Below are 17,655 nucleotides of genomic sequence, written 5' to 3' on the forward strand. Positions count from 1 at the left end.
TTGGGAAAAGTATTCAAAACAGTGGATGATATTCAGTTGGATGGTGTCCGCTTTATCGATGCCCGCTACGATTTACAAAATAAAGAGGCTGGCAGAAAAGCATTTGAAGAGGGGCATGCAACAGGAGCGGTTTATCTTGATTTAGAGCAGCAGCTATCAGATATGGATAGCAAAGAGGGGCGTCACCCAATGCCAAGCAAGGAAAAATTGGCATCGGTCTTTCAGGAGCTAGGCTTACGCTATGAGGATCAAATTGTTGTATATGACCAAGGAGCTGCACCATTCGCCCCACGCGCATGGTGGATGCTCACTTATGCTGGCTTTCCAAACGTAATAATTGTTAATGGTGGTGCACCTGCACTCGAAGCCAAAATGCCATTTACGAAGGATGTTATTAAATATCCTCCAACAAAGATTGACTTTGTATGGCGAGATGAGCTGTATGCGCCAAGACAAGCTGTGAAAGCCATTGTGGATGGCGAGGTACAAGCAACTTTACTCGATGCACGTGCGGCTGAACGCTACCGTGGAGAAGTAGAGCCATTGGATAAGGTAGCAGGGCATATTCCAACAGCGAAAAACTTTGATTGGGAGCAGTTAAAGGTAGATGGACAATTAAAGGCAAACGATGCATTGCGCCAAAAAGTGGCACGCGATGAGCATATCGTTGTCTATTGCGGTAGCGGCGTTACAGCCTCACCATTGTATGCGGTGTTAGCAGATGAAGGCTATGATAATATCCAATTATATGTAGGTAGCTTTAGTGATTGGATTACAGAATATGATGTAGAATAAAAAACGCTCACATTCGTGGGCGTTTTTTTATGGGGATGGATAGAACAGCAAAAGTGACGGATAGCACCCCAAATGTGGCGGATAGAACAGTAAAAGTGAGGGATAGCATCTCAAATGTGATGGATAGAACCCAAAATTTATATGATAAAATAGTAGAGTAGGAGGGGAACTATGGGGAATTTTAAACAGGTAGTAGCGATAGGGGTAATTATGCTGTTGCTGCTTGGCAATAGTATAGTGTATGTTCACCATCAATTAGCACAGCCAATAACAGTGCCGCTTATTCAAGATTTTTATCGTAGCAATGATAGTCACCATTTTAAAATTCATTATATAACAAATAAAAGTGATCAGCGCTTCGTGACCCATTTAGAAACAGGTTCTCTTATTTTACTGGAAGAAACAAGTGGTACAACAGATATAATAGAAGAAAATGCGCATCAAGTGGTGCGGGTAGCTTATTTTAGTGGTAACAATCAGGAAATCGATGCCTTGCTGCATAGCAAGCAAGTGTCTTTAGTGCTGAGTGATGGAGAACGACTAACGGCAGCATTGGGCTTAGCATGGGAGGAGCCTCGTCAACAAGGTGATTATTTTCTGGCATCATCTGGCAGTAGCAATGGGGATACCGCTGTCACCTATAAGGTAGCACAGAATACAAGTATTCAGACAGTTCATATACCTGCATGCTTAAAGTCCCGTGTGAACTTTAAGCATGTGGAGGTCGATGGTAAGCAATATAAGGAAGAGGATTTTCCGATTGCTGTGAACGAGGGGCAAACGTTAAATATAGCATTTCAGATTAATGAATCAGCGGCGGATGTTTCTGCAACGGTAAGTGTTAGTGGCCCAGACCATGTATGGCCAGTATCTGTAATCCGAGATGCTCCCTTTCATCTAGAAAGTATACAAAAGGAGTTGCAACAGGATGATTGTTATGGCTGATAAGTGTCAACAATTACAGCTTTTGAAATGGCTATTGATTGCACTAGGCTGCAAGCTTGTGCTATTGAATATGATACCGTTTGCTTATTGTTTGCAACAATTGATTTTTTACGGTGCATGTATAAAGGCTTTCACGTATTGCCCGAGAAAAACATGGATGAACTATTTACTGATTAGCGATATGGTCTTACTGATAATGTATATATTACGAATGACTACATTCACAGGTACATGGTATTTCGTCCTAAGTATCCTCATTGAATTATTGATTATTCTTGAATTAAGTAAAACAGTTGCAGCGATTGAACAGCGCTATTACGGACAGGCTTCGACACCACGTATAATGAAAAGCTATCAATGGCTTGTGCTAGTAGTGGCAGCGAGCTGGACATTTCTAATGAATATTGACTCTTTTACTGCTTCTATCATAGTGCTTATTGGTGTTATGGTACTATTAGCAGTAAAAATTCGTTTGTTCCTTCATATACACGATGTAAGAAAATATATAAAAGTAGCTACCCATGTGAAGGCTTCCTGAAAATGACTCGCTATTCATTTTATGCTACACTTTGGTAAAAAGGGGGAACGTAGGATGTTTAAGCGTGAAACAAGCATAAAGGTGGAGCAGCACAGTGATGTACAATGTGCACATGGAAAAATAGCCGTTCAAGGCTTTGGGATGGGTGTTTATAGTTTCTTTGTGGATGGTTTATTAATTGATACGGGCTCTGCTTCATTGGCACAGGAATTTCAGCCATTTTTTAAGGATTTACCGATCGAACAAATCGCATTAACGCATTCTCATGAGGATCATACAGGCAATGCTGCTTGGCTACAACAGCATATGGATGTCCCCATTTATCTACATCATGAGTCTATCCAGAGCTGTGCAAAGGATGGGGTATATCCATTGTATCGGCAAGCATTATGGGGAGAGCGTCCAGCCTTTACGGCACAACCATTTGGCTCAACCTTGCAAACAGCAACAGCCATATGGGATATTATTGAAACACCTGGCCATACGACCGATCATCTAGCTTTCTATAATCGTGAAGCAGGTGCAATGTTTACAGGTGATCTATATGTTCAAACAAAAACAAAGGTTGTCTTGGATGAAGAAAATATTGTTCATACATTAGCATCTTTAAAAAAATTATTAAACTATGATTTTCAGGAAGTTTATTGCTGTCATGCGGGCTATCTTGCAGATGGACGCAAGCGAATAGTTGAAAAAATTACGTATATTGAAGAAATGGAGGCTAAGGTCCGCCAGCTTTTTGAGCGTGGCTATTCCGTAGAGGAAATAACTAAAAGTATTGTCCCGCGTGATTACCCTATAACACATGTATCCGAGGAGCAATGGTCTTCCAAGCATATGATAACCGCTTTTATTCATCACTTTACACAAGAGTCCTATCGCTAGGGCTCTTTTTTTATCCCGTATTAACAGAGTGTAAGCCCCCCACTGGTTGAAGCTTCACTTTATGTCTAAAACTTTGTGAAAAAATGTGAAGAAAATGTGACAAATCCAGTCACCACAATGGATGCGCTTACATAAGTTTGTGAAAAATTTCTCAATTACATAAGAAAAATACTATGTGAAAAGCTGAACAGTTCAAATGGCTGTAATTGTACATTCATTTAGGATCATCTATTTGTATTGATTATTTTGAAATAATTGATTGTGAAAAGCGTAATTTGACAGAAAAATGTATATAAGCTTGAAAAGTCTAATGCTTTAAAAGAAAATAATAAATTTTCAGAATATTTATTGACTATGCTTTCACAAAGTATTATGATTCTGAAATATAATCATAATTCAACAGGGAAAAGGATGGGGTAAAATGGACGTAATGAAAAAGGCTTTAGAAATGCATGTACACTATAGTGGGAAATTAGAGATCAATTCAAAGGTTCCTGTTAAGGATTCTTATGATCTTAGTCTTGCTTATTCACCGGGAGTAGCTGCACCATGTGTAGAAATTGAAAAAAATCCATCATTGGTCTATGACTATACAATGAAGGGCAATATGGTGGCAGTAGTGTCAGATGGAACAGCAGTGCTAGGCTTAGGTGATATTGGGCCAAAGGCGGCATTGCCAGTAATGGAAGGAAAGGCGATTTTATTAAAGCGTTTTGCCAATGTTGATGCTTTTCCAATTTGCCTAGATACAAAAAGTACGGATGAAATCGTCAGCATTGTGAAGGCGCTTGCTCCAACGTTTGGCGCTGTCAATTTAGAAGACATTTCAGCACCGCGCTGCTTTGAAATTGAAGATCGCCTGCGTCAGGAATGTGATATTCCTGTGTTCCATGATGACCAGCACGGCACAGCGATTGTTGTAGGGGCAGGGATGATTAATGCCAATCGTATTGTCAAAAAAGATGTAGCAACAATGAAGGTTGTTATTAATGGGGCTGGTGCTGCAGGTATTGCGATTTTACGCATCCTTGTGCAAATGGGCTATAAAAATATTTATATGTGTGATACAAAGGGTGTTATTTATGAGGGGCGTCCAGAGGGCATGAATCCGATTAAAGAAACGGTTGCCCATTTAACGAATCCAGAGAAAATTCAAGGCACATTGGATGATGTTCTTGTAGGGGCAGATGTCTTTATTGGCGTATCCGTTGCGAATTTATTAACAGAGGCTCATATTGCGTCTATGAATAACGATCCTATCGTGTTCGCTTTAGCAAATCCAAACCCTGAAATTACCTATGACAATGCGAGAAAATGGGGCGTGCGTGTAATGGGCACAGGTCGTTCAGATTATCCAAACCAAATTAATAATGTGCTAGCATTCCCAGGCATTTTCCGTGGTGCATTAGATGTGCGTGCAACAGATATTAATGAGGCAATGAAAATTGCTGCGGTAGAGGCTATTGCATCGCTTGTAAGTGACGAGGAATTAACAGAGGAATATATCGTACCAAAATCTTTAGATGAACGCGTAGTAGAAATTGTGTCACGTGCTGTTAGTGGTGCGGCTGTTGAATCTGGTGTATCAGAGCTATTCCAACAAAATATCGCATTATCGGTATAAGAAAAAAATCTCCCACTCTCCTAAAGCGAGAGGGGAGATTTTTTACATCATGCCAATACCGACCAATCCAATTATAATAATGAAAATAAAGACAAAGGCAATAATTCCTAACACAATCGAAGGAATGAGGATCGTAAAGAAAGCCATCCAATTTGAAAATTGGTGTGCTTCTGCGATGGCAGCTATGGAAATAATAAATGCCCAAATACTCACAACAATTGTTAGAATAATAGCTGGCCAAAAAATCCAAGGTAGTGGTCCTATGTAATCTGGATTGAATAAAGATTCTGGTGAAGTCATTAACCAAATAAGATAGAACGGAATTAAAATGATAAATGGAATAGCTGTTAGGCTTAAGCCTCTAAATAAATCTGAATAAGTGCCAGTACCTTTAAAAAGCTTACCAAATAGCCATGCGACAAGGGCAGAAAAAGCTGTACTAATCATGCCTACAATTGGGGCGAAAATAATGCATATTAACACTATGAGCCAAGGTGCAACATCATTTAAAAACTCTATATCGACTATCCCAGATAGAATAGAGCCAATATAACCAATTGATAACACCAAAATGGCAAAGCCAATCGTTTTTTCATGAAGCATATAACGAGTTGTTTGCTTTGGGTGTAGCCAAACGGATAAAAATGGATTTAGCTTTATTCTTTCTTCTTGTGGTGATTCATTATAATTTTCCATTAAACTACCTCCAACCTAATAAAATTTGCTGTTTCCTTACTATACGGCTTATATAGGGAAAAGTTTCATAAAAAAGAAGGGTATGTTTAAAAAGTTATCTTAAGACATACCCTTCTGGATGACTTATTCAGCTAGCATAATTTTTTCAAGCTCTAATGGCTCAATATATTGCTCACCTTTATAAGCACGCATATTGCCACCAGAAATTTCATCGATTAGTAAAATCTCATTTGTTTGAGCATCACGACCGAACTCTAATTTAATATCATATAGTGTTAAGCCTTTTTTTGCAAGCTCTGCTGCTACAAACTTTGAAATTTCAATTGTACGTTGTTTTAAAATCGCATATTCTTCATGTGTTAGTAGGTTTAACATTGCCAGTGCATCTTCAGAAATTGGAGGGTCTAGGCGTTCATCATCTTTAATGGTTACTTCGACAAAGGCATCTAGCTCTTGTCCTTCCGTCACATACGCACCGTAGCGGCGTAGGAATGAACCAACTGCTCTAAAGCGGCAAATCACCTCTAAGCCATTGCCAAAAACGGTTGCAGGTTTAACAGTCATTGTTGCGTCCTCAAAGTTAGCATCTACATAATGCGTAGGAACACCTTGTTCATTTAATTTCGCATAGAAATAAGAGGTTAAACGTAAACCAGCTAGACCAGCGCCATCAATTGTTAACCCAACCGTATTAGCACCTGGATCAAATACACCATTTTCACCTGTTACATCATCTTTAAATTTTAATAGATAGTGACCATCTTCTAGCTTAAATACATTTTTTGTTTTTCCTGTATACAATAATTCCACAACAAATCCTCCAATATTTTATAGAATACTACAATTATAACACGAATATTTCAAATGTTTAATAATAAAAATGTTCGTTTAACTAGCTTTTTCTGATTGTTTAACATGTGATTTTTATAGAAAAAAAGGATGATAACGAATAATTGTTATCATCCTTTTTCGAGATTAGTAAATGCCCTCAACAAGCATGCCGTCTGCTACTTTAACAAAGCCAGCAATATTTGCTCCCATTACAAGGTTGCCTGAGAAACCATATTTTTCAGCGGCTGCCTTACTATCTGCATAAATATCTTTCATAATTTGGTGAAGTTTCGCATCTACTTCTTCAAATGACCAAAATACGCGGCTTGAATCTTGTGCCATTTCAAGTGCAGATACTGCTACGCCACCAGCATTTGCTGCTTTGGCAGGACCAAATAATATGCCTGCTTCTAAAAATTCATTGATTGCTTCAAGGTCAGATGGCATATTTGCACCTTCACCGATTGCTTTTACACCATTTGCAATTAATGTACGAGCAGACTCACCATTAATTTCATTTTGTGTTGCACATGGTAGCGCAATATCACAAGGAATTGTCCAAATACCTGTGCAGCCTTCTGTATAAGTAGCATTTGGTCGATAATTTACGTAAGTTGAAATACGGTCACCCTTTACTTCTTTAATTTCTTTGACAACATCTAAATCTAAGCCCTCTGGGTCATACACATAGCCTGAAGAATCAGAGCAAGCAACGACCTTTGCACCATACTGCTGTGATTTTTCGATCGCATAAATGGAAACATTACCAGAGCCTGAAACAACAACTGTTTTTCCTTCGAATGAATCATTTGCGTCTTTTAGCATTTCATTCACAAAATAAACAGTACCATAGCCAGTTGCTTCTTTACGTGCTAAAGAGCCGCCATAGCCAGGTGTTTTACCTGTTAATACACCTGATTCACTAGCTTTTGTTAAACGCTTGTATTGACCCCATAAATAGCCAACTTCACGACCACCTACACCAATATCACCAGCAGGAACATCGACATCTGGACCGATATGGCGGTATAATTCAGTCATAAATGCTTGACAGAAGCGCATAATTTCTGCGTTTGATTTACCTTTTGGATCAAAGTTAGAGCCACCTTTACCGCCGCCAATTGGCTGTCCTGTTAAAGCATTTTTAAAGATTTGCTCAAAGCCTAAGAATTTAATAATTGATTCATTTACAGAAGGATGGAAGCGAAGACCGCCTTTGTATGGTCCCATTACATTGCTATATTGTACACGATAGCCACGGTTCACTTGGACTTGGTTGTTATCATCCTGCCAAGCTACACGGAAGGAAATAATACGATCTGGCTCAACGATACGAGATAAAATATTTGCTTCAATATATTCAGGATGCTGTGCAAAGACAGGCACTAATGAAATAAAAATTTCCTCCGCCGCTTGTAAAAATTCTGCTTGATGACTATTTTGTTGTTTTAATTGTTCAAATACGCCGTCTACGTATTCTTTTGCTAATTGTTCATTGCTTACCGTTGTGATTGTCATAATGAAAACCCCCATTTGATTTTGATAGGTGTATCGTATATGTATTTTTCAAACTATTCAATAAAATATTTTTTGACTTTGTGAAAAATTGAGCAAGAGAGGCTGGGAAAATGTTATTTCGAAATAATTACGGAGTGGATGATTCATCTAATTATGAGAAGGGAATGATGCCTTATTGTAAAGGTTCTAATTGACGCTGATGCCTGTCCAGTAGTGGATTTGGCGCTATCTATATCATCTGAGTTTGAGATTGAAACTATCTTATTTTGCGATACGTCCCACCGTATTGAACGTGATAATGTAATAACAATTATTGTACCAAAAGGACCCGATTCGGTTGATTTTACGCTAGTGAATGCGCTTTCAAAGCATGATATTGTCATTACACAGGATTATGGTTTAGCAGCGATGGTTTTAGCAAGAGGGGGCTATCCAATTGACCAAAATGGACGTGAAATGACCAATGAAAATATCGAACGTTTGCTCGAAATGCGCCATGTTGGACAAAAAATTAGACGTGCAGGGGGACGTACAAGGGGACCGAAAAAAAGAACACAAGAAAACAATATTTCGTTTGAAATGAAATTTCGACAAATTTGTGAACGAGCAATTTTAGCCTATAAAATGGAGGAGTCAATCGATGAATAACAACGATAAAGACACACTATTGCAGCAATTTCCACAGCTAAAAGATATCGCCAAGCACCATACGGTACTATGGGAAAATACAAATTGGTTAAAAGAACCGACTACAACCCTTTTTTCCATGCAAGAGGTAGCAGATGCAGAACAAACATTGCAGCGCTTTTCTTCCTATTTAAAAATCGTATTTCCTGAGCTTGTGGCAAGCAATGGCTTGATTGAATCAGCGATTAAGGCTATTCCTGCAATGAAGCAGGCACTTGAAAAGCTCTATGGGGTCACAATACAAGGGCAATTATTCATGAAATGCGACCATGCATTGCCGATTTCCGGTTCCATTAAAGCACGCGGTGGAATTTATGAAGTACTAAAGCATGCTGAACGGCTAGCATTAGCAAGTGGCAAGCTAAAAAAAGGGGATGATTATGCTGTTTTAGCAACAGAGGAATGGCAGACGTTCTTCCAGCAGTATACGATTGCGGTTGGCTCTACAGGCAACTTAGGCTTAAGTATCGGCATTATGGGCAAGCAGCTCGGCTTTAATGTCGTTGTACATATGTCGAGTGATGCAAAGGAATGGAAAAAGGCTATGCTGCGTGAAAAGGGAGCGACAGTTATTGAACATCAGGCGGATTATAGTGTTGCAGTAGAGCAGGGACGACAGGAAGCTGAACAAGATGCTACGTGTCATTTTATTGATGATGAAAATTCCAAGGACTTGTTTGCAGGCTATGCCGTTGCCGCTAAACGTTTAAAAGATCAATTGGAACAGGCAAATATACTCGTGGATAAGGCACATCCATTGTTCGTCTATTTACCATGTGGGGTAGGGGGAGGTCCAGGAGGTGTTGCCTATGGGTTACGCGAATTATTTGGTGAGCATGTGCATATTTTCTTTGCAGAGCCAGTTGCCTCCCCTTGCATGACCATTGGCTTAATGACAGGTTTACATGATGCGATTAGTGTAGAGGATATTGGTCTTGATAATAAAACTGAAGCGGATGGCCTTGCTGTTGGACGCGCTTCTAAATTTGTAGGCAAGGTGATGGAGCACTATATTAGTGGCTGCTATACAGTGACAGATGAGGAGCTGTTTGCTTCACTCGGCTTAGCGATGGAGCATGAAGGGTTATTTTTAGAGCCTTCCGCACATGCGGGTATGTTTGGCGCTATTCGTCTATGGCAAAAGGGTCAATCCTATTTAGAGAAGCATAGCTTAGTCAATCAGATGGACCAAGCGACACATCTTGTCTGGGCAACTGGTGGCAGTATGGTTCCCGAAGCCATGCGTGCAGCCTATTTAGCCAAACGTTAGGGAAGCTTGCTCAATTTAAGTTGCTAAGTGATCAAAAATGGAAGAGATACGCTCAACACAGGTATGTAAGTGATCAAAACTAGAATCCATTTGCTCAATAAACTAGGAGGAGCCACTTGCTTAAATGGCTCCTCCTAGTTCTTATGCTTTTTGTTGTGCAGCTAAAAAGACCTGCTGTGCGGCAAGAACGCCTGCTCCTGGCTCAAAATCGTAGGAGAAGTCTTTTAGGGCAGCTTCCATTAATGATACGGCTTGTAAAATATCGCTTGGGAAGCAATAGCCCATATGACCGAAGCGGAAAATTTGCCCTTGTAGATGACCAAGTCCACCAGCAAAATCTACATGATAGTGCTGCTTAAGATGCGCTAAAAATTCGCCAAGGTCAATGCCTTGAGGTGCTTTAATAGCTGTAATCGTTGGTGAGGCATATTGCTCCTCCGCTAAAAGCTCGATATTCAGTGCCTTCATAGCACTGCGCACCATATCTTTCATTAATGCATGGCGAGCCACTGTTTGTGCAAAGCCGCCTTCCTGCTCGATTAGCTTGCAAACCTCATGCAGCCCGTAAATCAATGTAATTGCAGGGGTATTTGGTGTCATTCCCTTTTCTGCCCAGCTACGATAGCTGCGTAAATTTAAATAGTAGGATGGTGTTTGATTTTCTTCAATGACTTTCCATGCTCTATCACTAACGCTAACAAGTGAAAGCCCTGGTGGTAGCATCATAGCCTTTTGTGAGCCTGTTACTAAAATATCAATGCCCCAAGCATCCATTTCAGCAGGTACTCCGCCAATACAGCTTACACCATCGACAATAACAAGAGCATCTGTTTCCTCACGAATAACTTGCGCTAATGCTGCAACTGGATTTAAAATACCTGTCGATGTTTCATTGTACGTTACAAATACAGCTTGAATATTATTTAAAGGCTGTAAAAAGGCACGTAGCTCCTCTGCTGTGCAAGCTTGTCCCCATTCCTTTGCCAGCTTATGTACATGGAAGCCGTATTGCTCACAAATCGATACAAAATAATCACCAAATGCGCCAACCGTAATGACAACAACCTCTTCTCCAGCAGAAACCGTATTGACTGCCGCAGCTTCAAGGGCAGCTGTCCCACCTGATGGTAAAAGTAAGATGTCCTGTGTTGTGCCGAAAACGGGCTTTACAAGCTCAGTTGTTTCACGGTATAGCTCTACGAATTCTTGACTTCGATGACTAAAAATATCCTGATTCATCGCAAGCTGAACCTTTTTTGGAATAGGCGTTGGCCCTGGGTGTCTTAAAATATTTTCATACACAATCATCAATCCCCTTTACATAATAGAAATTCTAAATTTTCTAACTAAATAATAACATATTTATTGACCATGCTAGACGCTTTTTTGAAAAACGATGGAAAACCCTGTCATACGAATGATAAAATCTCTTAAAAAGGGGGGATTATATGCAAACAAAAATGCGTTATCCATTTATTTATTTTTTACAACAGCCAAATCATGTGATGGTTTATAAAATTCAGACATTGAAGCATATAACATTAGCGGATATTACGGAAAAGGGTGAATGGCGGCAGTATATGCTTCAGCAGCATGAGCAGTTTGCAACGTTTAACCATGAACAAAGTAGCCCGTTGGAAGGATGGTCTATATGGGGCCCGCAAGATCAATTATATCAGCTTGTCGATTGCATTAATGATTACATACAGCAGCAATCCAGCATTCGAGGGAAGCTCTAAATCGCATAGAAAAGCCTCTTTAGCTTTTTGGCATAAAGAGGCTTTTCCTTAGAGAAGTTATACAACAAATGGTCTATTCATACGCATTAAGCCGTAAATCATAAAGAATAATCCACCTGTGATCAGCGTTAAAATAATGTATAGGACTGCTTTGCCCGTTTCTCCAGACCAACGATAAAATAGGCGATAGGTGAAATAGAGTGTGAAGCCGACAGCACCAATAGAAGCTATCCATCCTATAAATGGTATAAATGAAATGATCAACAGCCCAGCATAAATTAAGATATTTCTTTTAGCTGTTGCACGTACGGTTTCTTGATCGTATCCATCAGCTGTGAGCAAGAACAGGCTATAGACATTAATGATCGGAATCCAAGCGATGTAGGCAACATCTCCAAAGCCATTTGTTTTCGATGCCATAAAATAAATAAGTGCAGTAATCACATAAGCGATTAACCCTAGAACAAGGCTTACCAAAATAATTACAAGAAATAAACCTCCAAAAAATGCATCATAATCATTGTAATAATAAGAATCATAATTCATCCGTAAAACCTCCCTTCGAAAGTAAGTTCCCCTCCATCATAACAAGCTAAAACTATTAATGCTATTATAATTTATAAGTGATATTTATTGAAAATCACACATTTGTACTAGAATAAAGTTTGTTTTTAAATCATATATGATGATTTTTTGCGTAGTTGATACAAAAAATGCAAAAAATATCCTTGGAAAATTTATTAAGCTAGTTTTAGAGAATCATTTTTGCTTCGTTTCTTACTACAAAGCACTACTAGCATATGTCTGAATTAGTTGAACATTCCCTTTTCCATGAAAAAAGCCACCTGATTGACAAGGTGGCTTGATGGATATTAGATAAATTTAGCAATATTGTTCAGCTCAATACGTGAGGAATTATAGGCTGGTGCTGCTGCTTTACCAATGGCAATTAAAATAACTGGGACAATATGATCGGCTAAGTCGAAATATTTCGCAAAGGCTTCTTTTGAAAAGCCTCCCATCGGTACTGTATCATAGCCCATATCTTTAGCCAACAGCATAATTTGCATAGAAATTAAGCCTGCATCGAATGTCACGATGTTTGTTAATGTTTCTTGTGGTAGCTGAGCATAGAGCTTATAGGAGTTGTTAATCATAAAATCTTTTGTTGCTTCATTAATATAGCCAAGCTCGAAATTTTTTGTATAAACAGCCTCTGCATTTTCGTACATCTTTGTATCACCTAGAACGGCAATAATGGCAGAGGCTGTTTCCACTTGCTCCTGATTATTGGCAATGGCGCGTAGCTCTTTTTTGACAGTATCATCTTGAATAACAAGGAAGCGCCATGGCTGTAAGTTACTAGAGGAGGGAGCGGACGTTGCTTCGATTAGCAGCTCTTCTAGTTGGTCTTGTGGAATTTTAAAGCTTGCGTCGTATTTACGAACAGATTTACGTTCATGCATCACTTTATGTAGATGGCTTTTTGTAATAGGCATTAGTGTGATCTCCTTTATGATAAAATGTGTTTTTACTATACGATAAATAAAGTTTTTTTCCAAGTAAATTGCTTGGGATAAAATTCGAGCGTGCGTTCGGAATATATGTTCCCTTTTGCATAAAAGTATGGTACAGTAAATAGGAGAAAAAGATTAGGAAAGAAGGAGTGGATGTAGATTATGCAAGGGAACACCCATATTGTTGGGGGCATTACAGCAGCACTTGCCTTTGCACAATATTCCAATGACAATCCACTTATATTAGTCGGGGCAGGTGCGATTGGTGCATTGCTTCCAGATATATGCCATAAAGGTAGCAAAATTGGTCGTAAATTTCCAATGCTATCGAAGTTTGTCAATACATTATTTGGGCATCGCTCTTTTACACATAGCTTACTATTTTTATTGTTAATGATGGTGGTCTTACATACATTTATCCCCTATAGAGCGATTTCAGTTGGGATCATCATAGGAATGGCGAGTCATATTTTACTCGATATGTGTACAAAGAAAGGGGTTAAATTATTTTTCCCTGCCTCCATAGCTGTGCGCTTTCCATTGACCACAAAAACAGGCAGTAAGGTTGAAAATGCTGTACTGATGCTGCTTGTGATATGCTCGATTTACTTTAGCTATCAATTAATAGCAGAATTTATTGCCTCTGCATAAAGAAAAGCCCTAGCTTTCATGTACTAGGGCTTTTATTAATTAATCAGCTTGTACTTCTTCGACGGTTTGTTCAACCTCTGCGCGTGTCATTTTCTCTCGACCTTCCTGCATTGCCTTTAATGTTTTATGAGCTAATGCCAATGGTAAGCGACAGAATAGTAAAATAGTACGTTTATTGATGTCTGCTATATAAAGGTCTGCCTTGGCAAGATTTTCTTCTGCATAGGCAAATAAATCCTCGCGTGTCCAGCCATCAGGAACAAAGCTTACACCACGCTCATCTAAATCCTCATGCTGGTTGCGTAAAATATTGACGGCTTGTAGTCCACGTCCATAGCCAATTGCTAATTCGCGATCTGTTTGCACATCTGCTCCCCATGCCCAAAGCTCTGATAACATTGTTCCGACAAGCCCTGCGACATAGTATGTATACTCGTCTAAATCTTCACGTGTACGCACCTGCCAATTTGCCTTCGCCCACTTTGCCATACCAAAAGCCATTTCACTTGTAGAAGCCTGTACAATAGGTCGTGATGCATCAGGACAAAATGCTAGCCAATCAGCGAGGCGAAGTGATACTTCAGGTAATTGATCTGCATAAGGTGCGAGTAATGCCTGATAGGCTTCTTCATTAAATGTGTCCTTTAATAACTCACTCGTTGCTGACAATAACTCAAATTTTACATCATTTGTAAGCTTTTCATGGTCTTCAATTTCATCAATCGCACGCATGGCTAAATAAGCGGCTGCTACGGATAGCTTTAAATCATTTTTTAAAAACGTAATTGGTATATAAAAAGTACGGCTTGTATCTTTTAATACTTGCATTGCTTCTTTGTAAAGTCTTTTTTGATCTTTCACTTGTATTCCTCCGTTCAAATGGTTCCACATCTATAGTATATCGTATCGTAAATAGAAAGAAAGATAAAACAGATTGTTCGTAAATAAGAAGATATTCTTTGAAAACGTTTACAAGTAGTGATATAGTTTAATAGTAAACTATTTAAAGCTATATATTTTAATGGAAAGGAAGTTTATAAAGATGGGACGTTTAGAGCATAAAATTGCAATGATTACAGGTGGCGCATCTGGTATGGGGGCGGCAATGGCAAAGCTGTTTGCTGAGGAAGGAGCAACGGTGATCGCAGCAGATATTAACGAGGAAAACCTAGCAAAAATTTCGGAGCTAGACAATGTGGAAGGAATAAAGCTAGATGTTTCCTCTGATGACAATTGGGCGGAGGTAATGGAAGCTATTATTGCTAAATATGGTCGACTAGATATTTTAATTAATAATGCTGGTATTTCCTCGGAAAAAGACCCAGAGCAAATTTCACAGGCTGATTGGACAATGATGCATAATATCAATGCATTCGGCCCATTCCTTGGGATTAAACATGCAGCTAAGTATATGAAGGAAGCAGGGAAGGGCTCCATTGTTAATACATCCTCTTATACAGCCATTATTGGTGCAGGCTTTAATGCCTATACCTCATCGAAAGGATCTTTACGTGCGATTGCGCGTGCAGCCGCAGCAGAGCTTGGTGCATACAATGTTCGAGTAAATACTGTATTTCCTGGTGTTATTGAAACACCTATGACCGCTCAATTATCAGAGGCAAAGGAAGCAATGGAGATGCTTGTCAAAGCTACACCAATGGGACGTCTTGGACAGCCTGAAGAGGTAGCAAAAGCCATTTTATTTTTAGCATCAGACGAAGCTTCCTATATTACAGGGAGCGAGCTTGTAATTGATGGTGGTTACTCTGCACGTTAATCCAAAAATCTGAAAACAAAGTGGAAATGCCTAATAAGCAGGTATTTTCACTTTTTTTATTTTTTTTAGTAGAATGATGATAAAGTTATAAAAAATCATGAAAATACAGTGATAAAATAGAAAAATTTTGCTATTTTTCGTGATTTTTTCATGAAAATTTATGAAGTTATTGCACAATTATTTCAACAGCGTTAAAGTTTAGAAAGGGCGAAAATAGCGGTACATTATTTAAGGGAACATTTAGCCTTTCGAGAACAAATAGAGAAGTCAAGATTTTTTCAGGTTTGCACAAATAGCGCTGCAATAAAATCTTTGACACCTAAGAGAGCATAGTTTTATGAATCATCGGCTACTAAGTACGATGGTATATGCAATAAAAGCAAAGGAGATTGGCATGCCAAAGGCTATAGGAATTGATGCAGGTGGCACATTGACAAAGGTTGCTTATTTAGACAAAAGCAATGAGCTTGTTTTAAAAACCTTTCCGTCGAATGATTTGCACACTGTAAAGGAATGGATTATAAATCATCCAGGTATTGAGGATATTGGTGTGACGGGGGGACGTACAGAACAATTACTTGATGTCATTAAAACAATGAAATCGATTCATTATATAGTGGAATTTGAAGCAACATTGAAAGGTGTCCGATTTTTACTCAATAAAGAAGGCTACTTTTTTGAGCGTAGTATTATTACAAATATTGGGACAGGTACTTCCATTCACTATATGGAAGGCAATACACATATACGTGTTGGCGGGACAGGCATTGGCGGCGGGACATTAATTGGATTGTCAGCGCTTACAACGGGCATTACAGATTATAATGAAATACGGGAATTAGCGGTAGGTGGCAACCGTGAGGGCATTGATTTATTGGTAAAGGATATTTATCAAGGCATGGACACACCGATTGATGGCCATTTAACAGCTAGTAATTTTGGGAAAGTAGGCATTACTAAGTCAACTGAGCACCAAGCACAGGATATTATTGCGACTGTCCAAGGGCTTGTAGGCGAGGTGATTACAACATTAAGTATTCAATATGCAGAGGAAAAACATACGCAGCATATTGTGTATATTGGCTCAACGTTAAGCAATAATGAGCATCTTTCGCGTGTAATTGCAAATTATACACGCACAAAAAAACATACACCTGTTTTTATTAATGACCATGGCTTTTCAGGCGCTGTTGGGGCATTGCTTAATATTACAGAATATACACCTGTCTAGGGACAGAAACGAATGTACATGGCTAAGATCAATTAGTAATGTACATTTTTTTATTTTGGTTCAGTGGGTGTCCAAACGCTCACTGAACAAAGATAAAAGCTCCGGCGGATGTACGCTGGGACGTAATTGGTTACATAAAACGCCGCTATTTGAGCACATTACAAGTAGGAGGTGAAGTGACGTGGGCAAACGCAATAATCGCAATAATAATAAAACGATGAATGTTAGAACGCATAATCCTTTTGGAACCTACAAAAGCAAAGACCTCGATCGTAGTAATAGCAATAATAATAACCCGAACGATAACTTAAATGAGGAGTTTGGCGCTGAATTTGATGCAAAGGCAAAAAATAAAAACAATAAAACAAACCATGATAAAAATCAGCAATCCAATAAAACAAAGTAAGGAAGTGATTTGTGATGGCAAAAAAGAGTAAAACAAGCTTTAAAAAGAAGAAGCAGGAAAAGCCGCACAATAAAAATGATCGTGAGGAATACTCAGCAGAGTTTAACCAAGTGATTCATAATAATCCTCAGCAGCCAAAGCAATCATAAAAATACAGCTCCTTTAGTAGTATGCTTTAGGAGCATGTCTGTTATACGAGGGGATTCCGCTATGAAAAAACTTTCTTTTATGCTGACGCTTTTTTTGGTTGGTTATACAGCACCTTTACCTATCGTCAATGCGCAACAGGAAGCACCAGCTTATGCCAAATGGGGGCAATTGGCTGTCAAGGAGGTAAAGGCAAAATATCCTCAAGCGAAGATTGTGGATTATTTGCATGAGGGTAAAGAAGTTCATGGAGAATCAACGATTGAAAAGTTTAAGCTTTGGCTAACGCAGGGTGATAAGGAATTCGGTGTATATGTTCGAATTAGCTATATCACTGCAACAGGGGAGCTTATTCATATTGCATTGCATGAAAATAATGAGGATGCCTAGAAATGATG

General features: G+C 39.0%; 21 protein-coding genes. 14 read left to right on the forward strand and 7 right to left on the reverse strand.

The window, feature by feature from the left end; translation table 11 throughout:
• The 5 genes from MHB42_RS07420 (at position 1) to MHB42_RS07440 (ending at position 4,787) form a co-directional block, all read left to right on the forward strand.
• The gene (locus MHB42_RS07420) at positions 1–795 is read left to right on the forward strand and encodes a sulfurtransferase (RefSeq protein ID WP_340805303.1); all 795 of its coding nucleotides are present in this window, start codon (positions 1–3) and stop codon (positions 793–795) included.
• Positions 796–966: 171 nt separating this feature from the next.
• Positions 967–1,740, forward strand: a complete 774-nt coding sequence (locus MHB42_RS07425) for a hypothetical protein (protein ID WP_340805304.1) — start codon at positions 967–969, stop codon at positions 1,738–1,740.
• Complete coding sequence (locus MHB42_RS07430) at positions 1,733–2,278, forward strand: hypothetical protein (RefSeq protein WP_340805305.1); 546 nt, start codon at positions 1,733–1,735, stop codon at positions 2,276–2,278. The genes MHB42_RS07425 and MHB42_RS07430 overlap by 8 nt, the downstream gene beginning before the upstream one ends.
• A gap of 54 nt (positions 2,279–2,332) precedes the next feature.
• On the forward strand, positions 2,333–3,163 hold the full coding sequence (locus tag MHB42_RS07435) for an MBL fold metallo-hydrolase (protein WP_340805306.1): 831 nt from the start codon (positions 2,333–2,335) through the stop codon (positions 3,161–3,163).
• 421 nt (positions 3,164–3,584) lie between these two features.
• A complete protein-coding gene (locus tag MHB42_RS07440; protein WP_340805307.1) occupies positions 3,585–4,787 on the forward strand; it encodes an NAD(P)-dependent malic enzyme in 1,203 nt (400 codons plus the stop codon).
• A gap of 42 nt (positions 4,788–4,829) precedes the next feature.
• Here the strand turns inward: MHB42_RS07440 and MHB42_RS07445 are convergent, their stop codons facing one another.
• The 3 genes from MHB42_RS07445 to gdhA all read right to left on the reverse strand — a co-directional run bounded on the left by MHB42_RS07445 (position 4,830) and on the right by gdhA (position 7,832).
• Complete coding sequence (locus MHB42_RS07445; protein WP_340805308.1) at positions 4,830–5,483, reverse strand: YIP1 family protein; 654 nt, start codon at positions 5,481–5,483, stop codon at positions 4,830–4,832.
• A gap of 123 nt (positions 5,484–5,606) precedes the next feature.
• Positions 5,607–6,293, reverse strand: coding sequence for a phosphoribosylaminoimidazolesuccinocarboxamide synthase (locus MHB42_RS07450; RefSeq protein WP_340805309.1), 687 nt, complete (start codon positions 6,291–6,293; stop codon positions 5,607–5,609).
• A 165-nt stretch (positions 6,294–6,458) separates the two neighbouring features.
• Entirely contained in the window at positions 6,459–7,832 is a 1,374-nt protein-coding gene (gdhA, locus tag MHB42_RS07455; RefSeq protein ID WP_340805310.1) for an NADP-specific glutamate dehydrogenase, read from the reverse strand.
• A 174-nt stretch (positions 7,833–8,006) separates the two neighbouring features.
• On the opposite strand from gdhA, the gene MHB42_RS07460 reads away from it, so the two are divergent.
• Positions 8,007–8,480, forward strand: a complete 474-nt coding sequence (locus MHB42_RS07460) for a YaiI/YqxD family protein (RefSeq protein ID WP_340808554.1) — start codon at positions 8,007–8,009, stop codon at positions 8,478–8,480.
• Positions 8,473–9,789: a D-serine ammonia-lyase gene (locus MHB42_RS07465; RefSeq protein ID WP_340805311.1), complete on the forward strand. Its 1,317-nt coding sequence runs from the start codon at positions 8,473–8,475 to the stop codon at positions 9,787–9,789. Before MHB42_RS07460 ends, MHB42_RS07465 begins: the two co-directional genes overlap by 8 nt.
• Before the next feature lie 141 nt (positions 9,790–9,930).
• Here the strand turns inward: MHB42_RS07465 and MHB42_RS07470 are convergent, their stop codons facing one another.
• Positions 9,931–11,091 carry a pyridoxal-phosphate-dependent aminotransferase family protein gene (locus MHB42_RS07470; protein WP_340805312.1) on the reverse strand — a complete coding sequence of 387 codons (1,161 nt, stop codon included), beginning with the start codon at positions 11,089–11,091 and terminating at the stop codon, positions 9,931–9,933.
• Between the two features lie 146 nt (positions 11,092–11,237).
• On the opposite strand from MHB42_RS07470, the gene MHB42_RS07475 reads away from it, so the two are divergent.
• Complete coding sequence (locus MHB42_RS07475; RefSeq protein ID WP_340805313.1) at positions 11,238–11,528, forward strand: hypothetical protein; 291 nt, start codon at positions 11,238–11,240, stop codon at positions 11,526–11,528.
• 57 nt (positions 11,529–11,585) lie between these two features.
• On the opposite strand, the gene MHB42_RS07480 is transcribed toward MHB42_RS07475, so the two are convergent.
• Together MHB42_RS07480 and MHB42_RS07485 are read right to left on the reverse strand one after the other, a co-directional pair.
• Positions 11,586–12,074, reverse strand: a complete 489-nt coding sequence (locus MHB42_RS07480) for a hypothetical protein (RefSeq protein ID WP_340805314.1) — start codon at positions 12,072–12,074, stop codon at positions 11,586–11,588.
• A gap of 326 nt (positions 12,075–12,400) precedes the next feature.
• The gene (locus MHB42_RS07485; RefSeq protein ID WP_340805315.1) at positions 12,401–13,027 is read right to left on the reverse strand and encodes a nitroreductase family protein; all 627 of its coding nucleotides are present in this window, start codon (positions 13,025–13,027) and stop codon (positions 12,401–12,403) included.
• A gap of 180 nt (positions 13,028–13,207) precedes the next feature.
• Here MHB42_RS07485 and MHB42_RS07490 point away from each other — a divergent pair, with 180 nt between their 5' ends.
• Complete coding sequence (locus tag MHB42_RS07490) at positions 13,208–13,696, forward strand: metal-dependent hydrolase (RefSeq protein WP_340805316.1); 489 nt, start codon at positions 13,208–13,210, stop codon at positions 13,694–13,696.
• Between the two features lie 39 nt (positions 13,697–13,735).
• Here MHB42_RS07490 and MHB42_RS07495 read toward each other — a convergent pair whose 3' ends face one another.
• On the reverse strand, positions 13,736–14,557 hold the full coding sequence (locus tag MHB42_RS07495; RefSeq protein WP_340805317.1) for a squalene/phytoene synthase family protein: 822 nt from the start codon (positions 14,555–14,557) through the stop codon (positions 13,736–13,738).
• 181 nt (positions 14,558–14,738) lie between these two features.
• Between MHB42_RS07495 and MHB42_RS07500 the strand changes: the two genes are divergently transcribed.
• The 5 genes from MHB42_RS07500 to MHB42_RS07520 all read left to right on the forward strand — a co-directional run bounded on the left by MHB42_RS07500 (position 14,739) and on the right by MHB42_RS07520 (position 17,647).
• Entirely contained in the window at positions 14,739–15,473 is a 735-nt protein-coding gene (locus tag MHB42_RS07500; protein ID WP_340805318.1) for an SDR family NAD(P)-dependent oxidoreductase, read from the forward strand.
• 394 nt (positions 15,474–15,867) lie between these two features.
• Positions 15,868–16,704 carry a type II pantothenate kinase gene (gene coaW / locus MHB42_RS07505; RefSeq protein WP_340808555.1) on the forward strand — a complete coding sequence of 279 codons (837 nt, stop codon included), beginning with the start codon at positions 15,868–15,870 and terminating at the stop codon, positions 16,702–16,704.
• Positions 16,705–16,885: 181 nt separating this feature from the next.
• Positions 16,886–17,110, forward strand: a complete 225-nt coding sequence (locus tag MHB42_RS07510; RefSeq protein WP_083448589.1) for a hypothetical protein — start codon at positions 16,886–16,888, stop codon at positions 17,108–17,110.
• A 14-nt stretch (positions 17,111–17,124) separates the two neighbouring features.
• The gene (locus MHB42_RS07515) at positions 17,125–17,259 is read left to right on the forward strand and encodes a hypothetical protein (protein WP_340805319.1); all 135 of its coding nucleotides are present in this window, start codon (positions 17,125–17,127) and stop codon (positions 17,257–17,259) included.
• A 61-nt stretch (positions 17,260–17,320) separates the two neighbouring features.
• A complete protein-coding gene (locus tag MHB42_RS07520) occupies positions 17,321–17,647 on the forward strand; it encodes a DUF3889 domain-containing protein (protein WP_340805320.1) in 327 nt (108 codons plus the stop codon).
• Positions 17,648–17,655 lie beyond the last annotated feature (8 nt).

The sequence above is a fragment of the Lysinibacillus sp. FSL K6-0232 genome, from assembly GCF_038008325.1.
In the GTDB taxonomy this organism is placed as follows: Bacteria; Bacillota; Bacilli; order Bacillales_A; family Planococcaceae; genus Lysinibacillus.

Bases quoted from the DNA above. Each gene is read 5' to 3' on its own strand.
- MHB42_RS07425 (WP_340805304.1), top strand. From the start codon at position 967: ATGGGGAATTTTAAACAGGTAGTAGCGATAGGGGTAATTATGCTGTTG.
- MHB42_RS07430 (WP_340805305.1), top strand. From the start codon at position 1,733: ATGGCTGATAAGTGTCAACAATTACAGCTTTTGAAATGGCTATTGATT.
- MHB42_RS07435 (WP_340805306.1), top strand. From the start codon at position 2,333: ATGTTTAAGCGTGAAACAAGCATAAAGGTGGAGCAGCACAGTGATGTA.
- MHB42_RS07440 (WP_340805307.1), top strand. From the start codon at position 3,585: ATGGACGTAATGAAAAAGGCTTTAGAAATGCATGTACACTATAGTGGG.
- MHB42_RS07445 (WP_340805308.1), bottom strand. From the start codon at position 5,483: ATGGAAAATTATAATGAATCACCACAAGAAGAAAGAATAAAGCTAAAT.
- gdhA (WP_340805310.1), bottom strand. From the start codon at position 7,832: ATGACAATCACAACGGTAAGCAATGAACAATTAGCAAAAGAATACGTA.
- MHB42_RS07465 (WP_340805311.1), top strand. From the start codon at position 8,473: ATGAATAACAACGATAAAGACACACTATTGCAGCAATTTCCACAGCTA.
- MHB42_RS07475 (WP_340805313.1), top strand. From the start codon at position 11,238: ATGCAAACAAAAATGCGTTATCCATTTATTTATTTTTTACAACAGCCA.
- MHB42_RS07480 (WP_340805314.1), bottom strand. From the start codon at position 12,074: ATGAATTATGATTCTTATTATTACAATGATTATGATGCATTTTTTGGA.
- MHB42_RS07485 (WP_340805315.1), bottom strand. From the start codon at position 13,027: ATGCCTATTACAAAAAGCCATCTACATAAAGTGATGCATGAACGTAAA.
- MHB42_RS07490 (WP_340805316.1), top strand. From the start codon at position 13,208: ATGCAAGGGAACACCCATATTGTTGGGGGCATTACAGCAGCACTTGCC.
- MHB42_RS07500 (WP_340805318.1), top strand. From the start codon at position 14,739: ATGGGACGTTTAGAGCATAAAATTGCAATGATTACAGGTGGCGCATCT.
- coaW (WP_340808555.1), top strand. From the start codon at position 15,868: ATGCCAAAGGCTATAGGAATTGATGCAGGTGGCACATTGACAAAGGTT.
- MHB42_RS07515 (WP_340805319.1), top strand. From the start codon at position 17,125: ATGGCAAAAAAGAGTAAAACAAGCTTTAAAAAGAAGAAGCAGGAAAAG.
- MHB42_RS07520 (WP_340805320.1), top strand. From the start codon at position 17,321: ATGAAAAAACTTTCTTTTATGCTGACGCTTTTTTTGGTTGGTTATACA.